Source organism: Chitinophaga sp. W3I9 (assembly GCF_050434025.1).
Lineage (GTDB): Bacteria > Bacteroidota > Bacteroidia > Chitinophagales > Chitinophagaceae > Chitinophaga.
Genome location: NZ_JBNPWC010000001.1, coordinates 6479861 through 6500502 on the forward strand (window position 1 = coordinate 6479861; position 20642 = coordinate 6500502).

The following is a 20642-nucleotide window of genomic DNA, read 5'->3' on the forward strand; positions in this document are numbered from 1 at the left end:
GACTACGTTTGTGAATAGTTCCTTTCGCCAAAGAGCAGGCTGCCAATACGCACCAGGGTACTCCCTTCCTGCAGGGCGAGGTGATAGTCGGCGCTCATGCCAATGGACAATTCTTTAAAGGACGCTTCGTTGTTAAAGTAAGTGGTTTTAACGGATCCGAATAACTCGCGGAGCTGGTGGAACTCTTCCCGGATCTGTGTTTCATTGGAAGTATTGGTAGCCATGCCCATCATGCCGGCAATGCGTACCTGTGAAAAAGCGGATGGACTGGCCTGGTATGTTTGCAGCAGTTGCTGTAATTCCTGCGTATCCATACCAAATTTCGTTTCTTCTGCTGCAATGTGAACCTGTAACAGGCAATGTATGATACGCTGATGTTTAGCGGCCTGTTTATTGATTTCCTGCAATAGTTTAAGACTATCCACTGCATGAATCGTATGCACAAATGGCGCAATGAATTTCACTTTATTGGATTGCAGGTGACCAATAAAATGCCATTCTATATCTGCCGGTAAAAGTGTTTGTTTTTCTGTTAGTTCCTGTACGTAATTTTCGCCGAAGATCCTTTGTCCTGCTGCATAAAACGCAGCGATATCTTCCACTGGCTTCGTTTTGGAAACGGCTACCAGCCGGGCGTGATGAGGATGGAGCCGGTCGAGTACTTCGTGGTATGCTGCTAAATTGATTGCCATCGCGCAAAGATAGTGCGAATTTTGTCTTTCTCAGGATTACGCTGATTTTACTGATTTTACTTTTTGGATTTTTTGGATTTTATAACTGATTAAAATATTAGGGAGATATGAGCGAATATATCCGCTTATATCTCCCTGATCTTTTTAAAATCCAAAAAATCCAAAAAGTAAAATCAGTAAAATCAGCGTAATCCTGAGAAAGACAACCTCCGCGAAAATCTACGCTAAGATGCTCCGGCTGATAACGATGCGTTGTACTTCTGAGGTGCCTTCATAGATCTGGGTGATCTTGGCGTCGCGCATGAGGCGTTCTACGTGGTATTCCTTCACGTAGCCGTAACCGCCGTGAACCTGTACGGCTTCGGTGGTTACCCACATGGCGGTTTCAGAGGCAAAAACTTTGGCCATAGAGCTGCTAAGGGTATAGTCCTGGTCCTGGTCTTTATCCCAGGCGGCTTTGAGGCATAACAGGCGGGCGCCTTCTATGCGGGTGGCCATGTCTGCCAGCTTAAACTGGATGGCCTGGTGCTGGGATATTTCTTTACCGAATGCTTTTCTTTCTTTGGAATATTTCAGGGCCAGTTCATATGCGCCGCTGGCGATGCCGAGCGCCTGGGAGGCGATGCCGATACGACCGCCGGCGAGGGTTTTCATGGCAAATTTAAACCCGAAGCCGTCCTCTCCTATCCTGTTTTCCTTTGGCACTTTTACGTCCTGGAACATCACGCTGTGGGTATCGCTACCGCGGATGCCGAGTTTATTTTCTTTGGCGCCGATAGTGATACCGGGCATTTCTTTTTCCACGATGAGGGCGTTGATACCTTTACTTCCTTTTTCAGGATGGGTTTGCGCCATTACCAGGTATACGCTGGCCGAGTTACCGTTGGTGATCCAGTTTTTGGTACCGTTGAGCAGGTAATGATCTCCTTTATCTTCTGCGATGGTACGCTGGGAGGTAGCATCAGAACCGGCTTCAGGCTCACTCAGCATAAATGCGCCTATTATCTGCCCGGAAGCCAGGGGTACCAGGTATTTCTGTTTTTGTTCTTCTGTACCAAAAGCTTCGAGACCCCAGCAAACAAGGGAGTTATTCACACTCATCACCACGGAGGCAGAGGCATCTATCTTAGAAATTTCTTCCATTGCCAGTACATATGAGATTGCGTCCAGTCCTGCCCCACCATATTTCGGGCTCACCATCATTCCCAGGAAGCCGAGTTCCCCCAGTTTTTTGATCTGTTCAGCAGGGAACTTCTGGTGTTCATCCCTTTCTATCACACCCGGCAGTAATTCCGCGACAGCAAAGTCGCGCGCTGCCTTTTGTATCATCAGATGCTCTTCCGTCAATTGAAAGTCCATGGTTTTAATTTTATGTGGTAATCCACTCAAATTATTTATAAATCATCAGCTAAAAAAATAGCCCGATTAAAATTCAACGTTGTCAACCAGAACAGGCGAAATATTGAACAAATCGCTACAATAACGCTACTGTATTGGATTTGATTCAGATATTATATACAAGTTTTTCACCATTACACGTTCTGCTGCTTTGGGCGTTCACATAAAATCCTGTAGCTTGCCTGTAATGCTATTTTTATGAAGAATATTAAAATAATAGAAGTAAAATCGGAAATAGGAGCAGGTACGCGTGGCGCCAGTTTGGGTGTGGATGCTATTAAGATCGCTGCGCTGGACTTTATGAGCAACTTTTTTGTACACTTTCCCACCGAGGCCATTGAAACGGAAAATAAGCTATTGTTTGAACCTATTGAATCGCCCTATGCCAAAAGGATCAAAGGTACTTTTAACATGTACGAGCGTATCAGCAAGAGTGTATGTGAAACGGTGAAAGCCAACTGGTTCCCGGTATTGCTTTCCGGCGACCACAGTACTGCCGGCGCAACGATTGCAGGCCTGAAGATGGCACATCCCAAAGCCAAGCTGGGCGTGATCTGGATAGATGCGCATGCTGATCTGCATACGCCTTATACCACCCCTTCCGGTAATATGCATGGTATGCCGCTGGCTACGGCTATTGCGGAAGATAATATGGATTGCAAGGTGCATGACCTGGATGAGAATACTGCCAAAATGTGGAATGCCTTAAAAAACATTGGCAAAATAGCGCCGAAGGTACTTCCGGAAGATATTGTATTTATTTCCCTGCGGGATTATGAGAAAGAAGAAGATTACCTGATCAAGCAATATGGTATGAAGGTGATCACTACCAGTGAAGTACGCCGGAAAGGGCCGGAAAATATTTCCCGTTCCGTGTTCCGTTACCTGAGTGATTGTGAGTACATCTATGTTTCTTTTGATGTGGACAGTCTGGATGCTTCCATTTCCAAGGGCACCGGCACGCCGGTAAGTAATGGACTGAGGGAGCGGGAAGCGGAGGATCTGATTGCCAAGTTCATGCAGCACCGTAAGATCTGTTGTTTTGAGATCACTGAAGTAAACCCTACACTTGACCGTGAAAACCTGATGGCAGAAATTGCCTTTAATATTTTACAGCGCAGCGTGAATGTGCTGATGATGAACTGATGTTTGTTATAATTTAAAGTAGGCGATAAGCCAGCCGGTGACTTCGCTGTAGCTGCGGATCCCTTTCTCTTGCTTATTAGCTTTGAGGTAGCGATCGTACAGCAGGGAGGAATACGCATCTACTTTTCCCGTATAGGGTTCATAAAAATCGATGATCGCTTTATAGTCGGCTTTTACGCCGGGAAGCGCCCTTTTCCAGATGTTGCGGGCGAGGGTGGTATCGCGGAGGGCGAGCTGACGGACGCTATAAAGGAACATATCAAAATTGGCGGCATAACGGAAATGGCTATCCGGAATGCTGGTTGCCGCCAGGTAACCTACAAAGTTCGCTTCTTCTTCCGGTGCATAACCAATCTGGTGTGCAATTTCATGACAGGAAACAAATGGCAGCAATACATCCGGAACGGTGGTATTGACCTGTGCTTCGTTGGTAAACGGGTTAAGGTAGCCGGTAACACCGGGGTAATTAAGCCAGTGCCCGAACATAGCCGGTTTTATGCTGGGTGCTTTATAACGCAGGGCTGGCCAGGTTTTGGCGGCTGCGTCGTAAGCGGCGACGGCTCTTTCAAAAACAGGTTTGCCGGTGGTATCTGTTTTCATAGTGCCGGTGGTATCGCCGGTATTGGTTTTTTCCAGGTTGACGAGTTGCAGTAATGTATCCGATAATTGATAAAGCTGTTGCGTATTATAAGTGCCGGTAACAAGGTGTGTATCGCGGGTGAGTGAGTTGCGTTCGTAGTTAAAACCCCATAGCACGAGGAAGGCGAGATACACACTCAGCAGGAACTGAACACCGCGGAGCAGTTGAAAACCCAGGGCTTCCCAGCGTGCGCGGATGAGTTTATAACATAGTTTTAACAAATAGAGTATTCCTCCGATAATCCAGGCAGTATATATTACATCGCCAATACTGAATGGAACTATACCTGTTACTTGTCTGAACGCCAAACTACTCCAATCGTACCACCTATGGAAGTAGAAATCGCTGAAGCGGTTACTCCAGGCGAATAATCCTTTTAACAATAGTATAGCCGTAAGTGTTAGTACAATACGGACGATTTTCTTTTTAATCCGGACTTTTGTCTCCATATAATGTGGCGGAACATGATAGATGAAATTCTACAAAAACAGTTAAGCGCAGCACTTTCCGAACATTTGAAAGTAAAAATACATATTAATGATGCAAAAAGCGTGCATGGTGGCGATATTAACGAATCTTTTCGTATAGGCACTAACGAGGGGTATTTTTTTATTAAGATGAACGATGCGGGGAAGTACCCGGATATGTTTAAGCAGGAGTATGCGGGGCTGCTGGAGTTGCAGGCTGCCAAAGCATTGCATACGCCCAGGCCGCTGGGTTACGGGAGTGTGAACGGACGGGCTTACCTGTTGCAGGAGTTTTTGACGAAGGGGCAGGCTGTAGCTGATTTCTGGGACGACTTTGCTGTTTCGCTGGCGAAGCAGCATCATGTAACGCAGCCTCATTACGGGTATGCGGGTACCAACTATGTAGGAAGTTTGAAACAGTATAATACGCCGTACAGCAGCTGGCCGGTGTTTTATGCGTTCAACCGTTTATTGCCGCTGATCCGGATGGCTTATGACCAGCAGCTGGTAGACCGGCAGCTGGTGCAGCAGGTAGAGCGGTTGTGCCGGCGGTTGCCGCAGATATTCCCGGCAGAAGCGCCGGCGTTGCTGCATGGTGATTTGTGGTCCGGTAATTTTATGGTGGGGAGTAACGGGCGGGCCAGTGTTTTTGATCCGGCGGTGTATTATGGTCACAGGGAAATAGACCTGGCGATGGCGCGGCTTTTCGGTGGTTTTGACACGCGGTTTTATTATGCGTACCAGGCCGCTTATCCATTGCAGCCGGGGTGGCAGCAGCGGATAGGCATTTGCCAGTTATACCCGTTGATGGTACATTTCATCTTATTTGGCGGCAGTTATTACAACAGCATGAAAGAGGTGTTGCAATCGTATTGATTATTCGCCGGGGGAATCGATAAAATCGCGCATTTTGCCATATTCTTCTTCCACGAGCGGATAGTAGCGGTTTACATCTTCCCGTATTTCATCAAAAAGCCGGCAGATTTCTGTGCTGTGCAGTTCCTGGTTGATGCGCAGGTAATTTTCCAGTTCCTGCATTTTGGCGCTGATCCAGGTGAGGCCTACCATGGCGAAATTCGGTTTTAGTTTATGTACCTGGAATTTCATGGCTTCCCATTCGTGGTTGTCCACCATTACCTGCAGTTTGGAGATTTCATCCCGGATGGTTCTGATAAAAATTTCAAAGAGGTCTGCGGCATAGGAAATATTGCTCTCATAGAGATCTGTGAGATATTTGACGTCCAAATCGTTGTTAAACTCAAATCCGCTTAAATTCTGCACTTCTTCCATTATTAGTTCTGTTTCGTCTTCGTTGAGATATTTATTAAAAATCTGTAATAGCTGATCCGGTGTATAAGGTTTGGTGAGTATATCTGTTATTCCGGCGGCCCTTGCCATGATGGCGGTACTTTCCATTGCTACGGCGGTGGTGGCGATTACCGGCGTGGCCACATTCGGTTGTTCCTCATCTCCTCTTATTTTTTGTGCCAGTTCCATGCCATTCATGCCGGGGATACGGATATCCATGAGGATAAGGTCGTATTGCCTTGATTCGAGGAACCAGGTAGCGTCCGGGCCATTGGTGGCGAGCTGGTAGTTGATCTTATATTTTTCCAGCAGGCTCATGATATAGCGCAGGTTCATCTGGTTATCTTCCACTACCAGTACCCTTGCGTCTTCAAATGAGCGTTGCAATAATTTCCTGCTCAGTTTACCGGCATTTGCCGTGAGTGGCCGGCGGCTATCCAGGAAGGGGATATTGAAGCTAAAGCAGGTATTAAAGCCGGGGAGTTCTTCCACGGTGATGGTACCGCCCTGAATTTCAACCAGTTGTTTAACGATGGCGAGTCCCAGGCCTGTGCCGCCGTATTTCTCGCGGATATCGCCTTCTGCCTGTTTGTAGTTCCGGAAGATGAGTTCCAGTTTATCCTTTTTGATGCCGATGCCGGTATCGGATACCCGGAAGCGTATCCAGAGTTTATTCTCCTGCCAGCTTTCCTGGGTAGCGGTAATGGCGATGATACCTTCGTTGGTGAACTTCTCTGCATTACCTAACAAATTGATTAGTATTTGGTTCAGTAGTACATCGTCGCCAATAAGCCAGGTATCGAGCGCCGCGTCCAGTTCGGCGGTTATTTTAACCGGGCGTCGTCCCAGTTTGAGTTCAAAAGTGTTGCGTAATGACTGGATCAGTTCACGGAGGTTGAATTCGCGTTGGTTAACCTGTATTTCGCGGGCTTCTATGCGTGAAATATCAAGAATATCGCTGACAATGCCCAGCAGTATGCCGGAGGAATTTTTGAGGATATTGACGTATTCCTGTTGTTGCGGGTCCAGGTGGGTTTCTTCCAGCAGGTGTGCCATGCCGATGATGGCATTGAGCGGTGTGCGGATTTCGTGGCTCATGCTGGCGAGAAAATCTTTCTGGGCGCGCTGGGCTTCTTCTGCCTGGCGGCGGGCTGTTTCCAGTTCCTGCTGCAGTTTTTTCTGATCCGTGATATCCATGTGGATGCCTGCTCCGCCGGTGATGTTGCCGTGGCGGTCGTAAATATTGGTGGAACTGGCGAGAATCCAGCGATTGGAGCCATCTTTCAGCTTTATTTCCATGTCGTATACGAGGGGTACATTTTCATCGAGGCGTTTTTTGCGGAGGGCGCGGGCGAAGGCGCGGTTGTTTTCCGGTACAAAAACGTCGGTGATGTTCCTGCCGATGAGTTCCTGTTCGTTATAGCCGGAGAGGCGGCAAAAGCTTTCGTATACGCGGGTGATATTGCCTTTTACGTCGGTTTCGCACATAGCGGCGTTGAGATTATTGAGGATGACCCTGAATTTTTCCTCATTGCGTTTTATTTCTTCCTGGACATTGTGGCGGCGGGTGATATCGATGGCCTGCCAGATGCTGCCACTGAAAATTTCGCCGTTAAATACGGGGAGGTAGTTAATTTCCCAGATGTGGCCGTTGCGGAAGGGCACTTCCCAGCCGAACCAGGGCTTTTTTTCCCGGCGGAGGGATTTCATTTTGGCTTCAAGCGGCACATAATCGGCCACCATTGGTTTGAGGTAGCGGATCAGTTCAGGGTATGAGCAGTTCAGGGGGATATTTCCATCCATATACCGGCTGAATATGTCATTTACCCATATGCAGCGGTGCTTTTCGTTGGTCACGAGCAGGCCGGCGTTTGTGCTGTTGAGCCAGGCGGTTATGGGCAGGGAAAAGAGGTCCGGTGCGCCATTTAATGGCACGCCGGTACTACCAGTTATTTTCTTACTGTATTTTCCTGTGGCCTTCATCGTTTTGATGGAATGGGGATACGGGTTTTCAATAAATTCGTTGAATTGTGAAAATCAGGTATAAGATAAAAGCTAATTACGTACCTTTGCGCCTCACGCCTGGATGCCACAACATCAATATGGCTGATATTTTATGATATAAATATATATATAAATAAGATATCGTTGGTGAACAAATTTATGAAATTTTTGCAATTGCAAATATTTAATTACCTTTGCATCCCTCTAAAAGTGAGGATATTGATATGAAACCACTCCGCGAATTTGATATAGCCTTTGTTGGATTAAACCCAGGGGAACATTCATTTCACTATGCTATCGGGGAGCGTTTCTTTGATAATTTCGAGGAGCCGAGGGATTTCAGTGATTGTGAGGTGAGTGTAAATCTCACTTTAGACAAGAAGAGTAACTTCTTCTTACTGAAATTTGCGATAGGTGGTAAGGTAACCGTTACCTGCGACCGGTGTGGAGAGCCCTTTGAGATGCAGCTATGGGATGATTTTAACCAGATAGTAAAGCTGGTGGAGAATCCGGAAGAGCTGGCAAGTGGAGAAGAAGATCCGGATGTATCGTATATACTGAAGACAGAGAGCCATTTGAACGTGGCAGAATTTATATACGAGTTCATCCATCTGAGCATTCCAATGCAACGTATACATCCCGACAATGCGGACGGCAAAAGCGGGTGTAATCCGAAAGTGATTGAAATGCTGGAGCAAATGAACCAGCAGGCAAAAGAAAACGATAACCCAATCTGGAAAGGATTGGATAAATTTAAGGACAATTAAAAATTAAATAAAATGCCAAATCCTAAACGCAGACATTCTCAGCAAAGATCAGCAAAGAGAAGAACGCATTATAAGGCGGTAGCGGATACATTAAGCACAGACAGCGCAACCGGTGAAGTGCACCTGAGACACCGTGCTCATTGGGTGGAAAACAAACTGTACTACAGAGGAAAAGTAGTGTTGGAAAAACAGAGCGCAGCTAAATAATAAATTATTTTACTATTTTTACCCGAGCTAACAAGAACAAACCTTGAGTTACATGAGAATCGGGCTTGATATGATGGGTGGCGATTTCGCTCCCACAGAAGCAGTAAAAGGAGTAAAATTATATTTAGACACTGTTGCATCTGAGGTGCATCTGGTTTTAATTGGAGACGAACAACAGTTAGCTCCTTTAATTGCAGCCGCACAGCTGGACCAATCAAAATATTCAGTTGTTCATTCATCCCAGGTAATCGGGATGGATGAACACCCTACCAAGGCGCTGAAAGAGAAGCCACAATCCTCCATCTCTATCGGTTTTCATTTATTGAAGAATGAAAAAATAGATGCTTTCATCAGCGCAGGTAATACCGGCGCCATGATGGTGGGCACCTATTATTCCATTAAAGCCATAGAGGGAGTGCAACGTCCTACTATATCTACTCTGGTACCCCGTGAAAACGGCACGTACGGCCTCTTGCTTGACGTAGGTATCAACGCCGACTGCAAACCTGAAAACCTGGCACAATTTGCCCTTCTCGGATCCCTATATTCCAAACATATTCTTCAGGTACCCAATCCTAAAGTTGGTTTACTGAATATCGGCGAAGAAGAAGGCAAAGGCAACCTGCTTGCGCAGGCAACTTACCCGCTGTTAAAAGAAAGCAAACAAATTAATTTCGTCGGCAACATTGAAGGAAGGGATATCCTCTCCGAAAAAGCAGATGTAATTGTATGCGAAGGCTTTACCGGAAACATCGTACTTAAGATGGCCGAATCATTCCATGAAATTGCGCTGAGACGTAATATCCAGGATGACTACATGAAGAAATTTGACTCTGAATCATATGGCGGTACTCCCGTTTTAGGCGTTTCCAAACCAGTAATTATTGGTCATGGTATTTCCCAGGAAACTGCCTTTAAAAACATGATACAACTGTCGCAGCAAATGATCGAAAGTAAACTGCTGGAAAAAATTAAAGAAAGCTTTGTAGCGAAAGACGACGCACAACAGCAGTAAACAGCAAGAAATTATTTTGAAGACGCTCTGGTATTCCAGGGCGTCTTTTTTTTTGCGGGGATCGCCGATCGCCTTCGGCGATGTAAATTGTCTTGGAGCAGGATTACGCTGATTATACTGATTGCACTGATTTGATTATGTTTTGATTTTACTTTGAGTTTGTGGATAGAAGCGGGTTTTGTCTTTCTCGCTGATTACGCTGATTATACTGATTTTACTTTTTGGATTTTTGGATTTTTTTTGATTTTATAACTGATTTAAATATCCGGGGAGAGATGAGCGAATAGATCCGCCTATATCTCCCCGATCTTTTAAAATCATTTATAAAATCCAAAAGTAAAATCAGTATAATCAGCGTAATCAGCGAGAAAGACAAAACCCGCTGCATTAGCGCCCTTGCAGTGGCAGCTTTACGTAGAACGTAGTGCCTTCGTTCAGCTTCGTTTCGAACCAGATCTCCCCTCTTGCCTGTTCAGCGATGTTTTTACACATGGCCAGTCCGAGGCCGGTGCCGGACGACTTGGTGGTGAAGTTGGGAACGAAAATGCGGGATTGAATCTCTGTGGAAATGCCTTCGCCATTGTCGGATACGCTCACGATCACGTGATTGTCGGACGTCATTTGCAGCCGTACCACGATCTGTCCTTTACGGTCGTCGGGGATGGCCTGGATGGCATTCAGCAACAGGTTGGTGAACAGCCTGTTCATCTGGGTTTTATCTGCAAATACATAAAAATCGTGTGCGGGTTGTATGTAGGTAACTTCACAATCTTCATGCCCCTGGTACAAGGAGGTGAGGGAATACAATACTTCATTGAGCAGGAATTCTTCGTTGTTGGGTTCACCGATGCGGGCAAAGGCAGAGAAGTCGGACGCAATATTAGACAGGTGTTCAATCTGTTCCACCAGTGTGCCGGCTACTTTGCGCGACAACTCCTTTACATTGGGAGAATCGCCGGCGATAGCGCGTTGCAGGTATTGAATGCTCAGCTTCATGGGCGTGAGCGGGTTCTTGATTTCATGGGCTACCTGCCGCGCCATTTCACGCCAGGCCCCTTCCCTTTCGCTTTTAGCCAGGCGTACCGCACTTACTTCCAGCTTGCGCACCATTTTATTGTATTCTTTTACCAGCGCGCCGATCTCATCATCTTTATCCCATTCTATTTCATCGTTGCGCTGACCCAGGTTTACGTGCCGGAGCTTTTCTGTTACCAGCGAGAACGAGCGGGTGATGGAATTGGTGATCAGCAACGCCACCATTCCCGCAATGAGGAAAATGAAAGCGTTGAAATTGATGAGGGCCACGAGGAAGTTCGAGATCTGCTGGTTCAATTCCGTTTGTGTGGCGAAATAAGGAACGTTCAGGTAAGCGATCACTTCATGTGTATCATGATTGCGCAACGGCATGTAACCCGACAGGAACGGCATCACCCCAATGTATTCTGTATGGATAAACTGGATCTGTTCCAACCGGTATAAGCTGTAGAAGGCCTGCGGATCTATCTTCGTGGAGATTAAACCTTTATCGGTCATCATCGGCTGCGTGGTTTGCTGCAGGTTGCCATCACGGTCGTAGATATTAATATCCAGGGCCCTTTCATTGGCAATATCCGAGAGGGAGGCCGACAGCTTTTTCATCAGTTCTGAATCATACATATCCCCTACCTGGTCCAGGTCGCGTTGGTTTTCCAATACCTTTTCCACATCTTTCGATACCTCCCTCATGGTTTTGCTGAGCCTTTCCCGGTTCTGCATTTCCGAGCGGTAGATAAAGAATTTGATGGTGGTGATACCCAATATCAGGAAGGAGAAAATAACAACAAAGATGATGGTGCCATGTACTTTTTTGCGGATGCTGATATTGATCAGTGCCCGGAGGTTGCTGATCCGCATTCTTGCTTTGATGAGCAGGTCGAATGCTTTATATACGGCGATGATGAGCAGGAACAGGCAGAACATGTAGGCGAACAGGGTGATGAATTCCACGAACATCCTGTTTTCCTTTACCACTATCACTACTTTTTCGGGGGTAGCGCGGTAGATCAGTTCTGAATAACCTTTGATGGATTTTACGGTAACATCTGCGGCTGGCAGTTCATGCGCATATAAACGGACCGGGAACGGGAAGTCATTGTTATTGCTTACGAGAATGCCTTTATCGTATACGGCAAATGAATAAGCGCCTGCGTATTCGCGGCCCGGATCGCTCATATCCCCTTCCACCAGCAGTTCCGGATAAAGCCGTTCGCTGCTTACCGGCTTTGGCGCCAGGGTGTATACCAGCCAGCCGGTAACTTCCCCGTTGGCGTTGTGAAACTCTTTTTTTGCGATATAGCTGTAGTCGTTGAAGCTGCGTTCATAATAATACAGGTCGTTGCCGGGCACCAGTGCAGGAGAGGCTTCCGATTCGGTAAATATCTGCCGGTTAAAAGTTAACAAGCTAACGGTATCCGAAGAAAACAGGGAGGCGCCGTTTTCGTCATATGCATAAATGTTCACCCGGAAGCGGCTCAGGTAGCCCTGGAAGTATTTGGGCAGGAGCAGGGTGTCGAACGCCGACTTACGGTGGATCCTGCTGCTGCGGTCCTGGAAAAAAAACTGGATGGCCTCATCATGTTCTATCTTTTTACCGATATCATTCAGCAGCATTTCCAGGTAAGGGTCCTTTTGCTTGGACAGGTCTTCTGCGAGCTTCTGACGGGCATACAGCTCCTTATGATTGTTATAATGTACCAGTGCGCCGGAGGTGGTGATGGTGAGCAGGAAGAGCCAGAAGAGAAAGGGTACGGTGGCCATACTGCTTTCAAAGCGATCTGCGAGAAAATCGAGCAGCACGATGTAAATCAGCAGCCAGATCACCATTGTAACCGAAAACGGCAGTTCGGGGTTATGGATACGGAACAGCAGCCAGATGATCCCTACAGCCGCCAGCCAAATGTATTTGGTGCGGTACTGGAAATTGGTGAGTTCATTCAGCAGGTAGTTGATGATCTGGGAGAAGAACAAAAAGCTGAAAGATATAAAGCCCAGTACCATGAAGCCGATAATGCTGTAGATGATACTGTATTCTGTAAGACTGAAGGGGTTGGTAACATCGAAAGAGATCTTGGAATCTATTACAAGGCTCTGGATGAGGTCTGCCAGGAATTGCTCCACGATATAGAGGATCAGGCTGGCGATGATGATCACCACGCTTTGCGCCCATCTTTTTTTGAGCACCGGCGGGTTGATGGTTTTTACGTGTTCCCGGAAGAAGAGGACCATCCAGAAGGTGAGTAATACGTTGATCAGCAGATCGCCGAGTGAGTAAAAGATTTCATCTTTTGCATAGATCCTGGGATCGAAGATATTGAGTTCCTTCAGGTTAAACGGAAACGGGTATACGTAGCTGAGCACCCGCATACCGAACACGATAAGGAACAGGAACAGGAAGCCATACAGCGGGTTGGTGCTTTTTGCCAGCAGGGTGGCAAAGAGGTTGAGGAATATCAGTACGCAGATACAGCCCAACACCCGCAGCAATATGCTCAGGTTGTTGGAGGGATGTACGTGCATGCCGGTGTTGTAATCGAGGAAGAACAGCGTTTGTTCCTGCCCGTTATTTACCGGCAGGATAATATGTTCCGGCACCACCAGGGCGGGTTGTTCCCGCAGGATGCTGTACTCCTCTCCCAGTTCTTCCTTGTCATAAAAGTGATTGACGAGGTAGTTGTTCTTAATGGCATATTCCATGCGGACGGGAATGGCTGCCACCAGGTATTGGGCGTGGCCCGGGGCTGATTTCACCCTCCGGGTGATGACTTCGTAATAGCCATTTTTCAGCTTCATGAACCGCTCGCCGTTTTCCAGTGACGTTTGCAGTTCTTCCGGCTGTACCTGGCTGGTATTCCAGAACGTAAGCCAGATGCCGGTGTTATTGGAATCGTAGGCAAAGAGGTAGTACTCCATGCCGGTAAGTTTGTCCAGTGTTTTCTGGTCGTAGCTGCGCCGGAGGAGGGAGGCGGTGAGGCCGGTATCTTTAACGAGTTTTTCGAATGTTTTTTCGCGTTGGTGGATACTCTTTTCCATGCTGCGCTTCACGCCTTGCGGGGACGAGTAGTACGACCAGTAGTTACTGAACAGGAAAGCGAAGGTAAACAACCAGGCTGCAATGATCAGGAGATAGCCATGTCGCAGGAAAAAAAGCCGTATTTCTTTAGTATCGATCAATGCGGGTGTATTAAGGAACTATTTATAATTGCTCTGTGGCTTTCACCTTATTCCAGAGTGTATCCATTTCCGTTAAGGTCATATCGTTGAGGGTACGGCCCTGTTCCAGTGCCAGTACTTCCATTGCCTGGAAGCGGCGCTGGAACTTTTTATTGGTGCGTTCGAGGGCATTTTCCGCGTCGATATTAAGGAACCTGGAATAGTTCACCAAAGAGAACATCACGTCGCCGAATTCATCTTCCATATCATTTATATTCCCGCTGCTCACTGCTGCTTCCAGTTCATTTACTTCTTCTTTTACCTTATCCCACACCTGTGCGGTATTATCCCATTCGAAGCCGGTTTGTTTGGCTTTTTCCTGGAGGCGCATGGCCTTTACAAGCGCGGGGAGCGACAGGGGAACGCCACTGAGCACGGATTTCTTACCTTCTTTCAGTTTAAGTTTTTCCCAGTTTTGTTTTACCTGGTCTTCCGTATCGGCTTTTACATCGCCATAAATGTGCGGATGGCGGTGGATGAGTTTATCGCATACGCCGTTTATCACGTCGTTTATATCAAATTTTTGCTGTTCCGAGCCTATTTTGGCGTAGAACACGATATGGAGGAGGATATCCCCTAGTTCTTCTTTGATGGACTTCCAGTCTTCATCGGTGATGGCATCTGCCAGCTCATAGGTTTCCTCGATGGTGAGCTGACGAAGCGTTTGAATGGTTTGCTTGCGGTCCCAGGGGCACTTTTCCCTTAAATCGTCCATGATCTGCAGGAGGCGATCAAATGTAGCTGTCTTTTCCATATTTTGTAAAAATAGGGATCATTTGGGGATTTTAATATTCATAGATGATTCCGGGCAGGAACGGGTCCGGAGAACCAAATGCGGACGTGTAAAAATGGGGAATACTTTTTCTTGGTAAAAAGGCCATTTTAGTTACATTTGCGAGCTATTAAATGGTAGCGATTTCATGGTTTGGAGATGGTAATTTTTGTAATTATTGTGGTTACAAAACCGGCATCTGGCAATCAAAAAATCCCAAAATGTATTGATTTATGAATCCGAAACACATTGCGCTTATTTCATCGGAGTTGGGTATTTCCGGTAAACAGGCAGAAAACACCATGGCCCTGTTATCTGAAGGTTCAACGGTTCCATTCATCAGTCGTTACCGTAAAGAGGTAACGGGAAGTCTGGATGAGGTGCAGATAGGCCGTATTGAAGACCTGCAGAAGCGTTATAAGGAGGTGGATGACCGTCGTGATTTTATTATCAAAACGATCACTGAGCAGGAAAAAATGACGCCTGAGTTATTATCCAAAATAGAAAACACCTGGGTACTGGCAGAGCTGGAAGACATTTACCTGCCTTACAAGCCTAAGCGTAAAACCCGTGCCACAGTGGCCATTGAGAAAGGCCTGGAACCGTTGGCTACCCTGTTGTTTGAGCAGCAGGACGGTGATATTTCAGCGGCGGAAACATTTATCAATGAGCAGGTAGCTACGTCTGAAGAGGCGTTGAAAGGTGCGCGTGATATTATTGCGGAGTGGATCAATGAAAACGCGGAGTGCCGTGATAAGCTGCGTAAGTTATTTGCCAATACCGGCAAGCTAACGTCTAAAGTAGTAGAAGGAAAAGAAGCCGAAGGCGATAAATATAAAGACTATTTCGAGTTTTCAGAGGATCTGCGGGAGATGCCTTCTCACCGGGTGCTGGCAATATTGCGTGCGGAGCACGAGGGTATCCTGTTCAGCTCTATTGCGCCGGTAGAGGAAGATGCCAATGCATTGATCAGCAAACAATTTGTGACAGGTAAAGGCAAGGCCGCAGAACAGGTAACCAAAGCGGCGGCAGATGCTTACAAGCGTTTGCTGCGTCCTTCCCTGGAGAATGAGTTCCGGACAGCTGCAAAAGAAAAAGCGGACCAGGAAGCAATCGAAGTATTTGCGGAAAACCTGCGGCAGCTGTTGCTGGCAGCGCCACTGGGACCAAAGGGCGTTATTGCCATTGACCCGGGTTACAGAACAGGTTGTAAAATAGTAGCGCTGGATAACCAGGGCAATATGCTGGACAACGATGTTATTTTCCCGCTGGAAAAAAATTACAAAAGAGATGATGCAGAAGCCCTGCTGAAGAAGTGGGCAGCTAAATATGATACCGAAGCTATTGCTGTGGGCAATGGTACTGCGGGCCGTGAAACAGAAGAGTTTGTGAAGAAGATTGATTTTGGCAAAAAGATCAATGTGTTTATGGTGAATGAAAGTGGCGCATCTGTATATTCTGCTTCAGAGGTGGCCCGTGAGGAGTTCCCGGAGCATGATGTAACAGTGCGTGGCGCTATTTCCATTGGCCGCAGGCTGATAGATCCGCTGGCCGAACTGGTGAAGATAGATCCGAAAGCTATTGGTGTGGGACAGTACCAGCATGATGTGAACCAGTCGTCGTTGAAACAGAGCCTGGACCGTGTGGTGGTGAGCTGTGTGAACAATGTGGGTGTGAACCTGAACACGGCATCCAAGCACCTGCTGGCGTATATTTCCGGTTTGGGCCCTTCCCTTGCGGAGAACATTGTAAAGTACCGTAAAGAAAACGGCGCATTCAGCAACCGTATGCAGCTGAAGAAAGTGCACCGTTTAGGGGATAAAGCGTTTGAGCAATGCGCGGGCTTTTTGCGTATTGAGAATGGCGATAACCCGTTGGATAATTCAGCGGTGCATCCGGAGCGGTATGACCTGATCAAGGAAATGGCGGCCAAACAACACAGCACTGTACAGGATCTGATGGGCAAAGAAGAGCTGCGCAAGCAAATTAACCCGAAGGATTATGTGAGTGCCGAAGTAGGTTTACTGACTTTGGAAGATATCCTGAAGGAGCTGGCTAAGCCTAGCCGTGATCCGCGCGACGAGATCTCTATTTTTGAATATGCCGAAGGCATTCATAAGATGGAAGATGTGAAGCCGGGGATGGTGTTGCCGGGCGTGGTGACCAACATTACTGCTTTTGGTGCATTTGTGGATATTGGTGTAAAGCAGGATGGGCTGGTGCATATTTCCCATCTCTCCAATAAATTTATCAGCAATCCTAATGAAGCGGTTAAACTGAATCAGAAGGTGCAGGTGACGGTACTGGAAATTGATGTGGCGCGTAAGCGTATTTCCTTATCGATGAAAGACAACGAGAAAGGCGGTGGCGGCGGTTCCCAGCAGCAGGGAGCCAGAAGGGAGCCCCGCGGCGAGCAGCCGCATCAGCAGAAGAAAGTGAATAAGCCGGCGGCTAAAGAGGCGCCGCTGAACGACTTCCAGGCTAAGCTGGCCGCGTTGAAGAATAAGTTTGATAATTAAGATAAAGAAAGAAGGAAGGCCGGTGGTCTTCCTTCTTTCTTTCAGCGTTCATATTTCTGCATCCACTGCAGGAATTTTTCCGGGTAGTCGGTATCTCCTTTTTCGCTGAAGAGCATGAGACTCCTGTTCACGGTGAAGCCGATGTAAATGATGTCCCGATCCATATCTATGGCAATAACAGCTTCATCATAGCCTGATTTTCCGGGCATATATCCTTCGTTAAAAAGTATTTTATTTTCCACTTCTATGGGTGGTGTTACTTTTAATCTTTCAAAAAAAGATTTGCGGGCTTTACCTATCAATGCGTTAAGCCTGCTTTTCAGTGGCTCGGCTTCAAAAAGACCGCTTTCCATGGCATATTTGCCATCGAATTGCAGGAAACTGTTCCAGGATGCGACCATGTCTGTCTGAATAGTATCGCCACCAGCGATCATGGTATCGGTAGGTGGCAGGTTAGACTGGTCGGCCAGTACAATCGCCCTTACTTTCTGGGCGGGGCTATTACATGCAAACGCGCAGATAGTGAGCGATAAAAGTGATGCAACAGGAATCCTTCTCGCACTCATGGTTAAATTTTTTTTGTGATACTAAAGGGGGCGAACAACAACTATCGGGTACCACTTTTCCCGGCAGTTAACAGCATTATTTATCAGTGGAAGGTTAACAAGTCACATATTAAAAATAATGGTTTTCAATAAAGTTCCGGGCTATTTGCCCTTAAATACAGGAGGTCTTTTTTCAATAAACGCCTGCATGCCTTCCTTCTGATCTTCAGATGCAAAGAGAAGATAAAAATTTTTACGTTCAAAATGTAATCCTTCTTCCAGGCTGGTGTCAAAAGTTTTTAAAACGGCTTCTTTGGCCATTTTAAGGGCTACCGGACTCATGGCGGCTGTTTCCGCAGCAAGTTTTATGGCTTCCTGCAGGAACAGTTCCACGGGCACGATACGGTTAATAAGTCCGGCCCGGAGTGCTTCTTCCGCCGTAATAAAGCGGCCGGTCAGCACCATTTCCATGGCGAGGGCTTTTCCTACCGCGCGGGTAAGGCGCTGTGTACCGCCGGCGCCGGGCATCACGCCGAGTTTTATTTCCGGTTGTCCGAAGCGGGCTGTTTCGCTGGCTACAATCATATCGCAGAGCATCATGAGTTCGCAGCCGCCGCCTAGGGCGAAGCCGCTAACGGCGGCTATAATGGGTTTCTTTATTTTTTTTATAGTGTCCCAGGTGCTGAACTGATCGATATTATACATGTCTATGGCCGATTTCCCGGCCATTTGTTTAATATCAGCGCCTGCGGCGAAGGCTTTTTCGTTGCCGCTGAGAACGATTACCCGTACTTCATCGTCCGCATCCAGGGCTTTGAGGGCATCTCTCAGTTCGCCCATGAGTTGCAGGTTTAATGCATTCAGTTCTTTTGGGCGGTTTAATTGGATGTGGGCAACATAGGGCGCCACTTGCTGGTGTATGATAATAAATTCCGGTTGCATCTTTTAAAGTTAAAGAAATATCATAAACATCAGTAAAATGTAGATGAGGAATACGATGCCTGTTGACATCCCATAAGCTATGCTCAGCACAATGCCTTTCAGCAGGGATTTCCTGAAGCTTTGCTGGTAATTGTTCCAGAGCGCCAGCACCAGGTAAATGAAGATGATCCACCAGCCTATGGTCATAAAGATATCGTTATGGAAAATAAATTCCAGGAGAAGCCCGGTGAGGCCGATAATAAAGCTAAAGGAATGCAGGTGGATGGCAAAAATGGCGTGGTCGGCATACAGCCATTTTTTCTGCTTGCGGTACATCCACGTCATGAACAGGGCAAAAAGCGGCAGCAGGACAAACATCAACTTGGGCACATTATGGTTGAACATTTCAATAATGGCCTTTTTGGAGTCTTCTCCATATTTCTGGCGCACGCCGATAATCCGCCGGTATACCGACTTTTCTGCGCCGTGAAGGCGTTCCGAGTCAGGCAATTGCCGTTGCGCCGCATCAAATTCTTCCACTGTATGATAGCGGTTCATATTCTTCTTTATACTGGTGGGAGAAGAATCAGAGAGCGCCTGGTCCAGGGTTTCAATGCCTGTTTTCACGGTATCGCCATTGTTTGCCTGGGTCAGGGAGCGTTCCGTAACGAATTCGCCGGATTCCTTTTCGTTGCCGTGTTGCAATGTAAACAGGCCAAAAAAGAAAACGAAGGATATAAAGACGTATAATTTTATCGGGTTGACGTAGCGTACTCTTTTGCCAGCCATATATTCCCTGGAAAGGAATCCTGGTCTGAAAAGCAGGTATTTGAGGGTAGTGAGGAACTGGGAATCGTAATGAAAGATATCTGCCACGAAGTGTTTAACCAGGTGGGTGAATGTTTCATGTGGTACGGTATTTTCCTGTCCGCAGTGTGTGCAATACCGTTCAGGGACTTCTGTGCCGCAGTTCAGGCAATTTTTCTCCTTACGTAAAGGTTGTGATTTCAAGAGATTTAGATATTTTTGGTTGTAACAGCAGGCAAGATAAAAAAGAAATGATGAATTATAGCCGGTTAAAGTCCGGTTAAAAAATTTTAATATGATTTTTGCGTTTTACCTTTGAACATTCAAAAATCAGCGATTTTACGGGCATGAAGAAAACGATCCTACTGGCACTGAGTATACTGGCATTTGCGGCCAGGGGTTTTAGTCAATATTACTTCCAGGACATTTACAACACGCAGCAAACCGTAGCGACTATGGCGCTGCTAAAGGAAAACAAGGTAAAAACGCAGCAGGTGCTGACGCTGGATGCAGATATGCAGCCGGACCGGGACTTCCGTTGTGAACGCAACCTGAATCCCACATACCGGCAGATGAGGGCGCAGACACAGTCCAGCTCCACCGGTTATTCGGCTATGACTTCTACGTTTTCTGCGAAGGGGCAGTTGACCAGAACAGTAGACAGTTCCGGTGCAAGTGTGACTACCACGCAGTACCGTTACGACGAAGGGGGGCGGCTGCAATATATCAGCAGCACTTCCATTGCGCGAGATAGTAAGCTTCGTTTTGATGAAAGCCGGACGTACCGTTATGATACGGCGGGACGGTTACAGCAGTTGATACAGCGTAAGGGCGGCGACTCCACGGTGGTAGCGTTTAAAACCGACAGTGCGGGGAATGTGATTGAAGAGCTGGATACGCGTCGTGGAACGAAGATCTATTATAACTACGACAAGGCGGGGCGGCTCACAGATGTGTACCGTTATCAGCCTGCGAAGAAGCGTATGTTGCCGGACTATATTTTTGAGTATAATGCGCAGGGAAAGCTGGTGAAGATGACTACCGTTAACGCACAAACGTCGTCGTATACAATCTGGCAGTATGAATATCAGCCGAATGGATTACCTTTGAGTGAAACGTGCTATGGCAAAGGGAAAGAGTTGTTAGGGATGGTGAAATACGGCTATGAGCTGAATCCCTGATGCAG

Annotated in this window: 16 protein-coding genes; 7 read left to right on the forward strand and 9 right to left on the reverse strand. The window is 47.0% G+C overall.

Translation table 11 applies throughout. The features are described from left to right. Window positions 1-2: 2 nt before the first annotated feature. Complete coding sequence (locus QFZ51_RS26370) at window positions 3-692, reverse strand: YggS family pyridoxal phosphate-dependent enzyme (protein WP_429050425.1); 690 nt, start codon at window positions 690-692, stop codon at window positions 3-5. 219 nt (window positions 693-911) lie between these two features. Next, on the reverse strand, window positions 912-2051 hold the full coding sequence (locus QFZ51_RS26375) for an acyl-CoA dehydrogenase (protein WP_370907990.1): 1140 nt from the start codon (window positions 2049-2051) through the stop codon (window positions 912-914). 237 nt (window positions 2052-2288) lie between these two features. On the opposite strand from QFZ51_RS26375, the gene QFZ51_RS26380 reads away from it, so the two are divergent. Next, complete coding sequence (locus tag QFZ51_RS26380) at window positions 2289-3236, forward strand: arginase (RefSeq protein WP_079473296.1); 948 nt, start codon at window positions 2289-2291, stop codon at window positions 3234-3236. 6 nt (window positions 3237-3242) lie between these two features. Here QFZ51_RS26380 and QFZ51_RS26385 read toward each other — a convergent pair whose 3' ends face one another. Further along, window positions 3243-4325 (reverse strand): DUF3810 domain-containing protein, encoded by a 1083-nt coding sequence (locus tag QFZ51_RS26385; RefSeq protein ID WP_429050426.1) that lies wholly within the window; start codon window positions 4323-4325, stop codon window positions 3243-3245. A 15-nt stretch (window positions 4326-4340) separates the two neighbouring features. On the opposite strand from QFZ51_RS26385, the gene QFZ51_RS26390 reads away from it, so the two are divergent. Further along, window positions 4341-5219: a fructosamine kinase family protein gene (locus QFZ51_RS26390; RefSeq protein ID WP_429050427.1), complete on the forward strand. Its 879-nt coding sequence runs from the start codon at window positions 4341-4343 to the stop codon at window positions 5217-5219. On the opposite strand, the gene QFZ51_RS26395 is transcribed toward QFZ51_RS26390, so the two are convergent. Next, a complete protein-coding gene (locus QFZ51_RS26395; RefSeq protein ID WP_429050428.1) occupies window positions 5220-7634 on the reverse strand; it encodes a PAS domain S-box protein in 2415 nt (804 codons plus the stop codon). A gap of 245 nt (window positions 7635-7879) precedes the next feature. On the opposite strand from QFZ51_RS26395, the gene QFZ51_RS26400 reads away from it, so the two are divergent. Genes QFZ51_RS26400 through plsX form a run of 3 tightly spaced genes read left to right on the forward strand, consistent with a single transcriptional unit; the run spans window position 7880 to window position 9644 of the window. Then, window positions 7880-8422, forward strand: a complete 543-nt coding sequence (locus tag QFZ51_RS26400; RefSeq protein ID WP_370907994.1) for a YceD family protein — start codon at window positions 7880-7882, stop codon at window positions 8420-8422. Window positions 8423-8434: 12 nt separating this feature from the next. Then, on the forward strand, window positions 8435-8629 hold the full coding sequence (gene rpmF, locus QFZ51_RS26405) for a 50S ribosomal protein L32 (protein ID WP_079473289.1): 195 nt from the start codon (window positions 8435-8437) through the stop codon (window positions 8627-8629). 52 nt (window positions 8630-8681) lie between these two features. Beyond that, entirely contained in the window at window positions 8682-9644 is a 963-nt protein-coding gene (gene plsX / locus QFZ51_RS26410; RefSeq protein ID WP_370907995.1) for a phosphate acyltransferase PlsX, read from the forward strand. Window positions 9645-10031: 387 nt separating this feature from the next. Here the strand turns inward: plsX and QFZ51_RS26415 are convergent, their stop codons facing one another. Continuing rightward, entirely contained in the window at window positions 10032-13853 is a 3822-nt protein-coding gene (locus tag QFZ51_RS26415; protein WP_429050429.1) for an ATP-binding protein, read from the reverse strand. Window positions 13854-13875: 22 nt separating this feature from the next. Further along, on the reverse strand, window positions 13876-14646 hold the full coding sequence (gene mazG, locus QFZ51_RS26420; RefSeq protein ID WP_429050430.1) for a nucleoside triphosphate pyrophosphohydrolase: 771 nt from the start codon (window positions 14644-14646) through the stop codon (window positions 13876-13878). A 251-nt stretch (window positions 14647-14897) separates the two neighbouring features. On the opposite strand from mazG, the gene QFZ51_RS26425 reads away from it, so the two are divergent. Further along, on the forward strand, window positions 14898-17183 hold the full coding sequence (locus QFZ51_RS26425) for a Tex family protein (RefSeq protein WP_429050431.1): 2286 nt from the start codon (window positions 14898-14900) through the stop codon (window positions 17181-17183). A gap of 41 nt (window positions 17184-17224) precedes the next feature. Here the strand turns inward: QFZ51_RS26425 and QFZ51_RS26430 are convergent, their stop codons facing one another. From QFZ51_RS26430 to QFZ51_RS26440, 3 genes are all read right to left on the reverse strand, one after another. Next, window positions 17225-17749 carry a hypothetical protein gene (locus QFZ51_RS26430; protein ID WP_370907999.1) on the reverse strand — a complete coding sequence of 175 codons (525 nt, stop codon included), beginning with the start codon at window positions 17747-17749 and terminating at the stop codon, window positions 17225-17227. Between the two features lie 141 nt (window positions 17750-17890). Then, window positions 17891-18670 carry an enoyl-CoA hydratase-related protein gene (locus tag QFZ51_RS26435; RefSeq protein ID WP_429050432.1) on the reverse strand — a complete coding sequence of 260 codons (780 nt, stop codon included), beginning with the start codon at window positions 18668-18670 and terminating at the stop codon, window positions 17891-17893. A gap of 9 nt (window positions 18671-18679) precedes the next feature. Beyond that, on the reverse strand, window positions 18680-19660 hold the full coding sequence (locus QFZ51_RS26440; protein ID WP_429050433.1) for a DUF3667 domain-containing protein: 981 nt from the start codon (window positions 19658-19660) through the stop codon (window positions 18680-18682). A gap of 143 nt (window positions 19661-19803) precedes the next feature. Here QFZ51_RS26440 and QFZ51_RS26445 point away from each other — a divergent pair, with 143 nt between their 5' ends. Continuing rightward, the gene (locus tag QFZ51_RS26445; RefSeq protein ID WP_429050434.1) at window positions 19804-20637 is read left to right on the forward strand and encodes an RHS repeat domain-containing protein; all 834 of its coding nucleotides are present in this window, start codon (window positions 19804-19806) and stop codon (window positions 20635-20637) included. Window positions 20638-20642 lie beyond the last annotated feature (5 nt).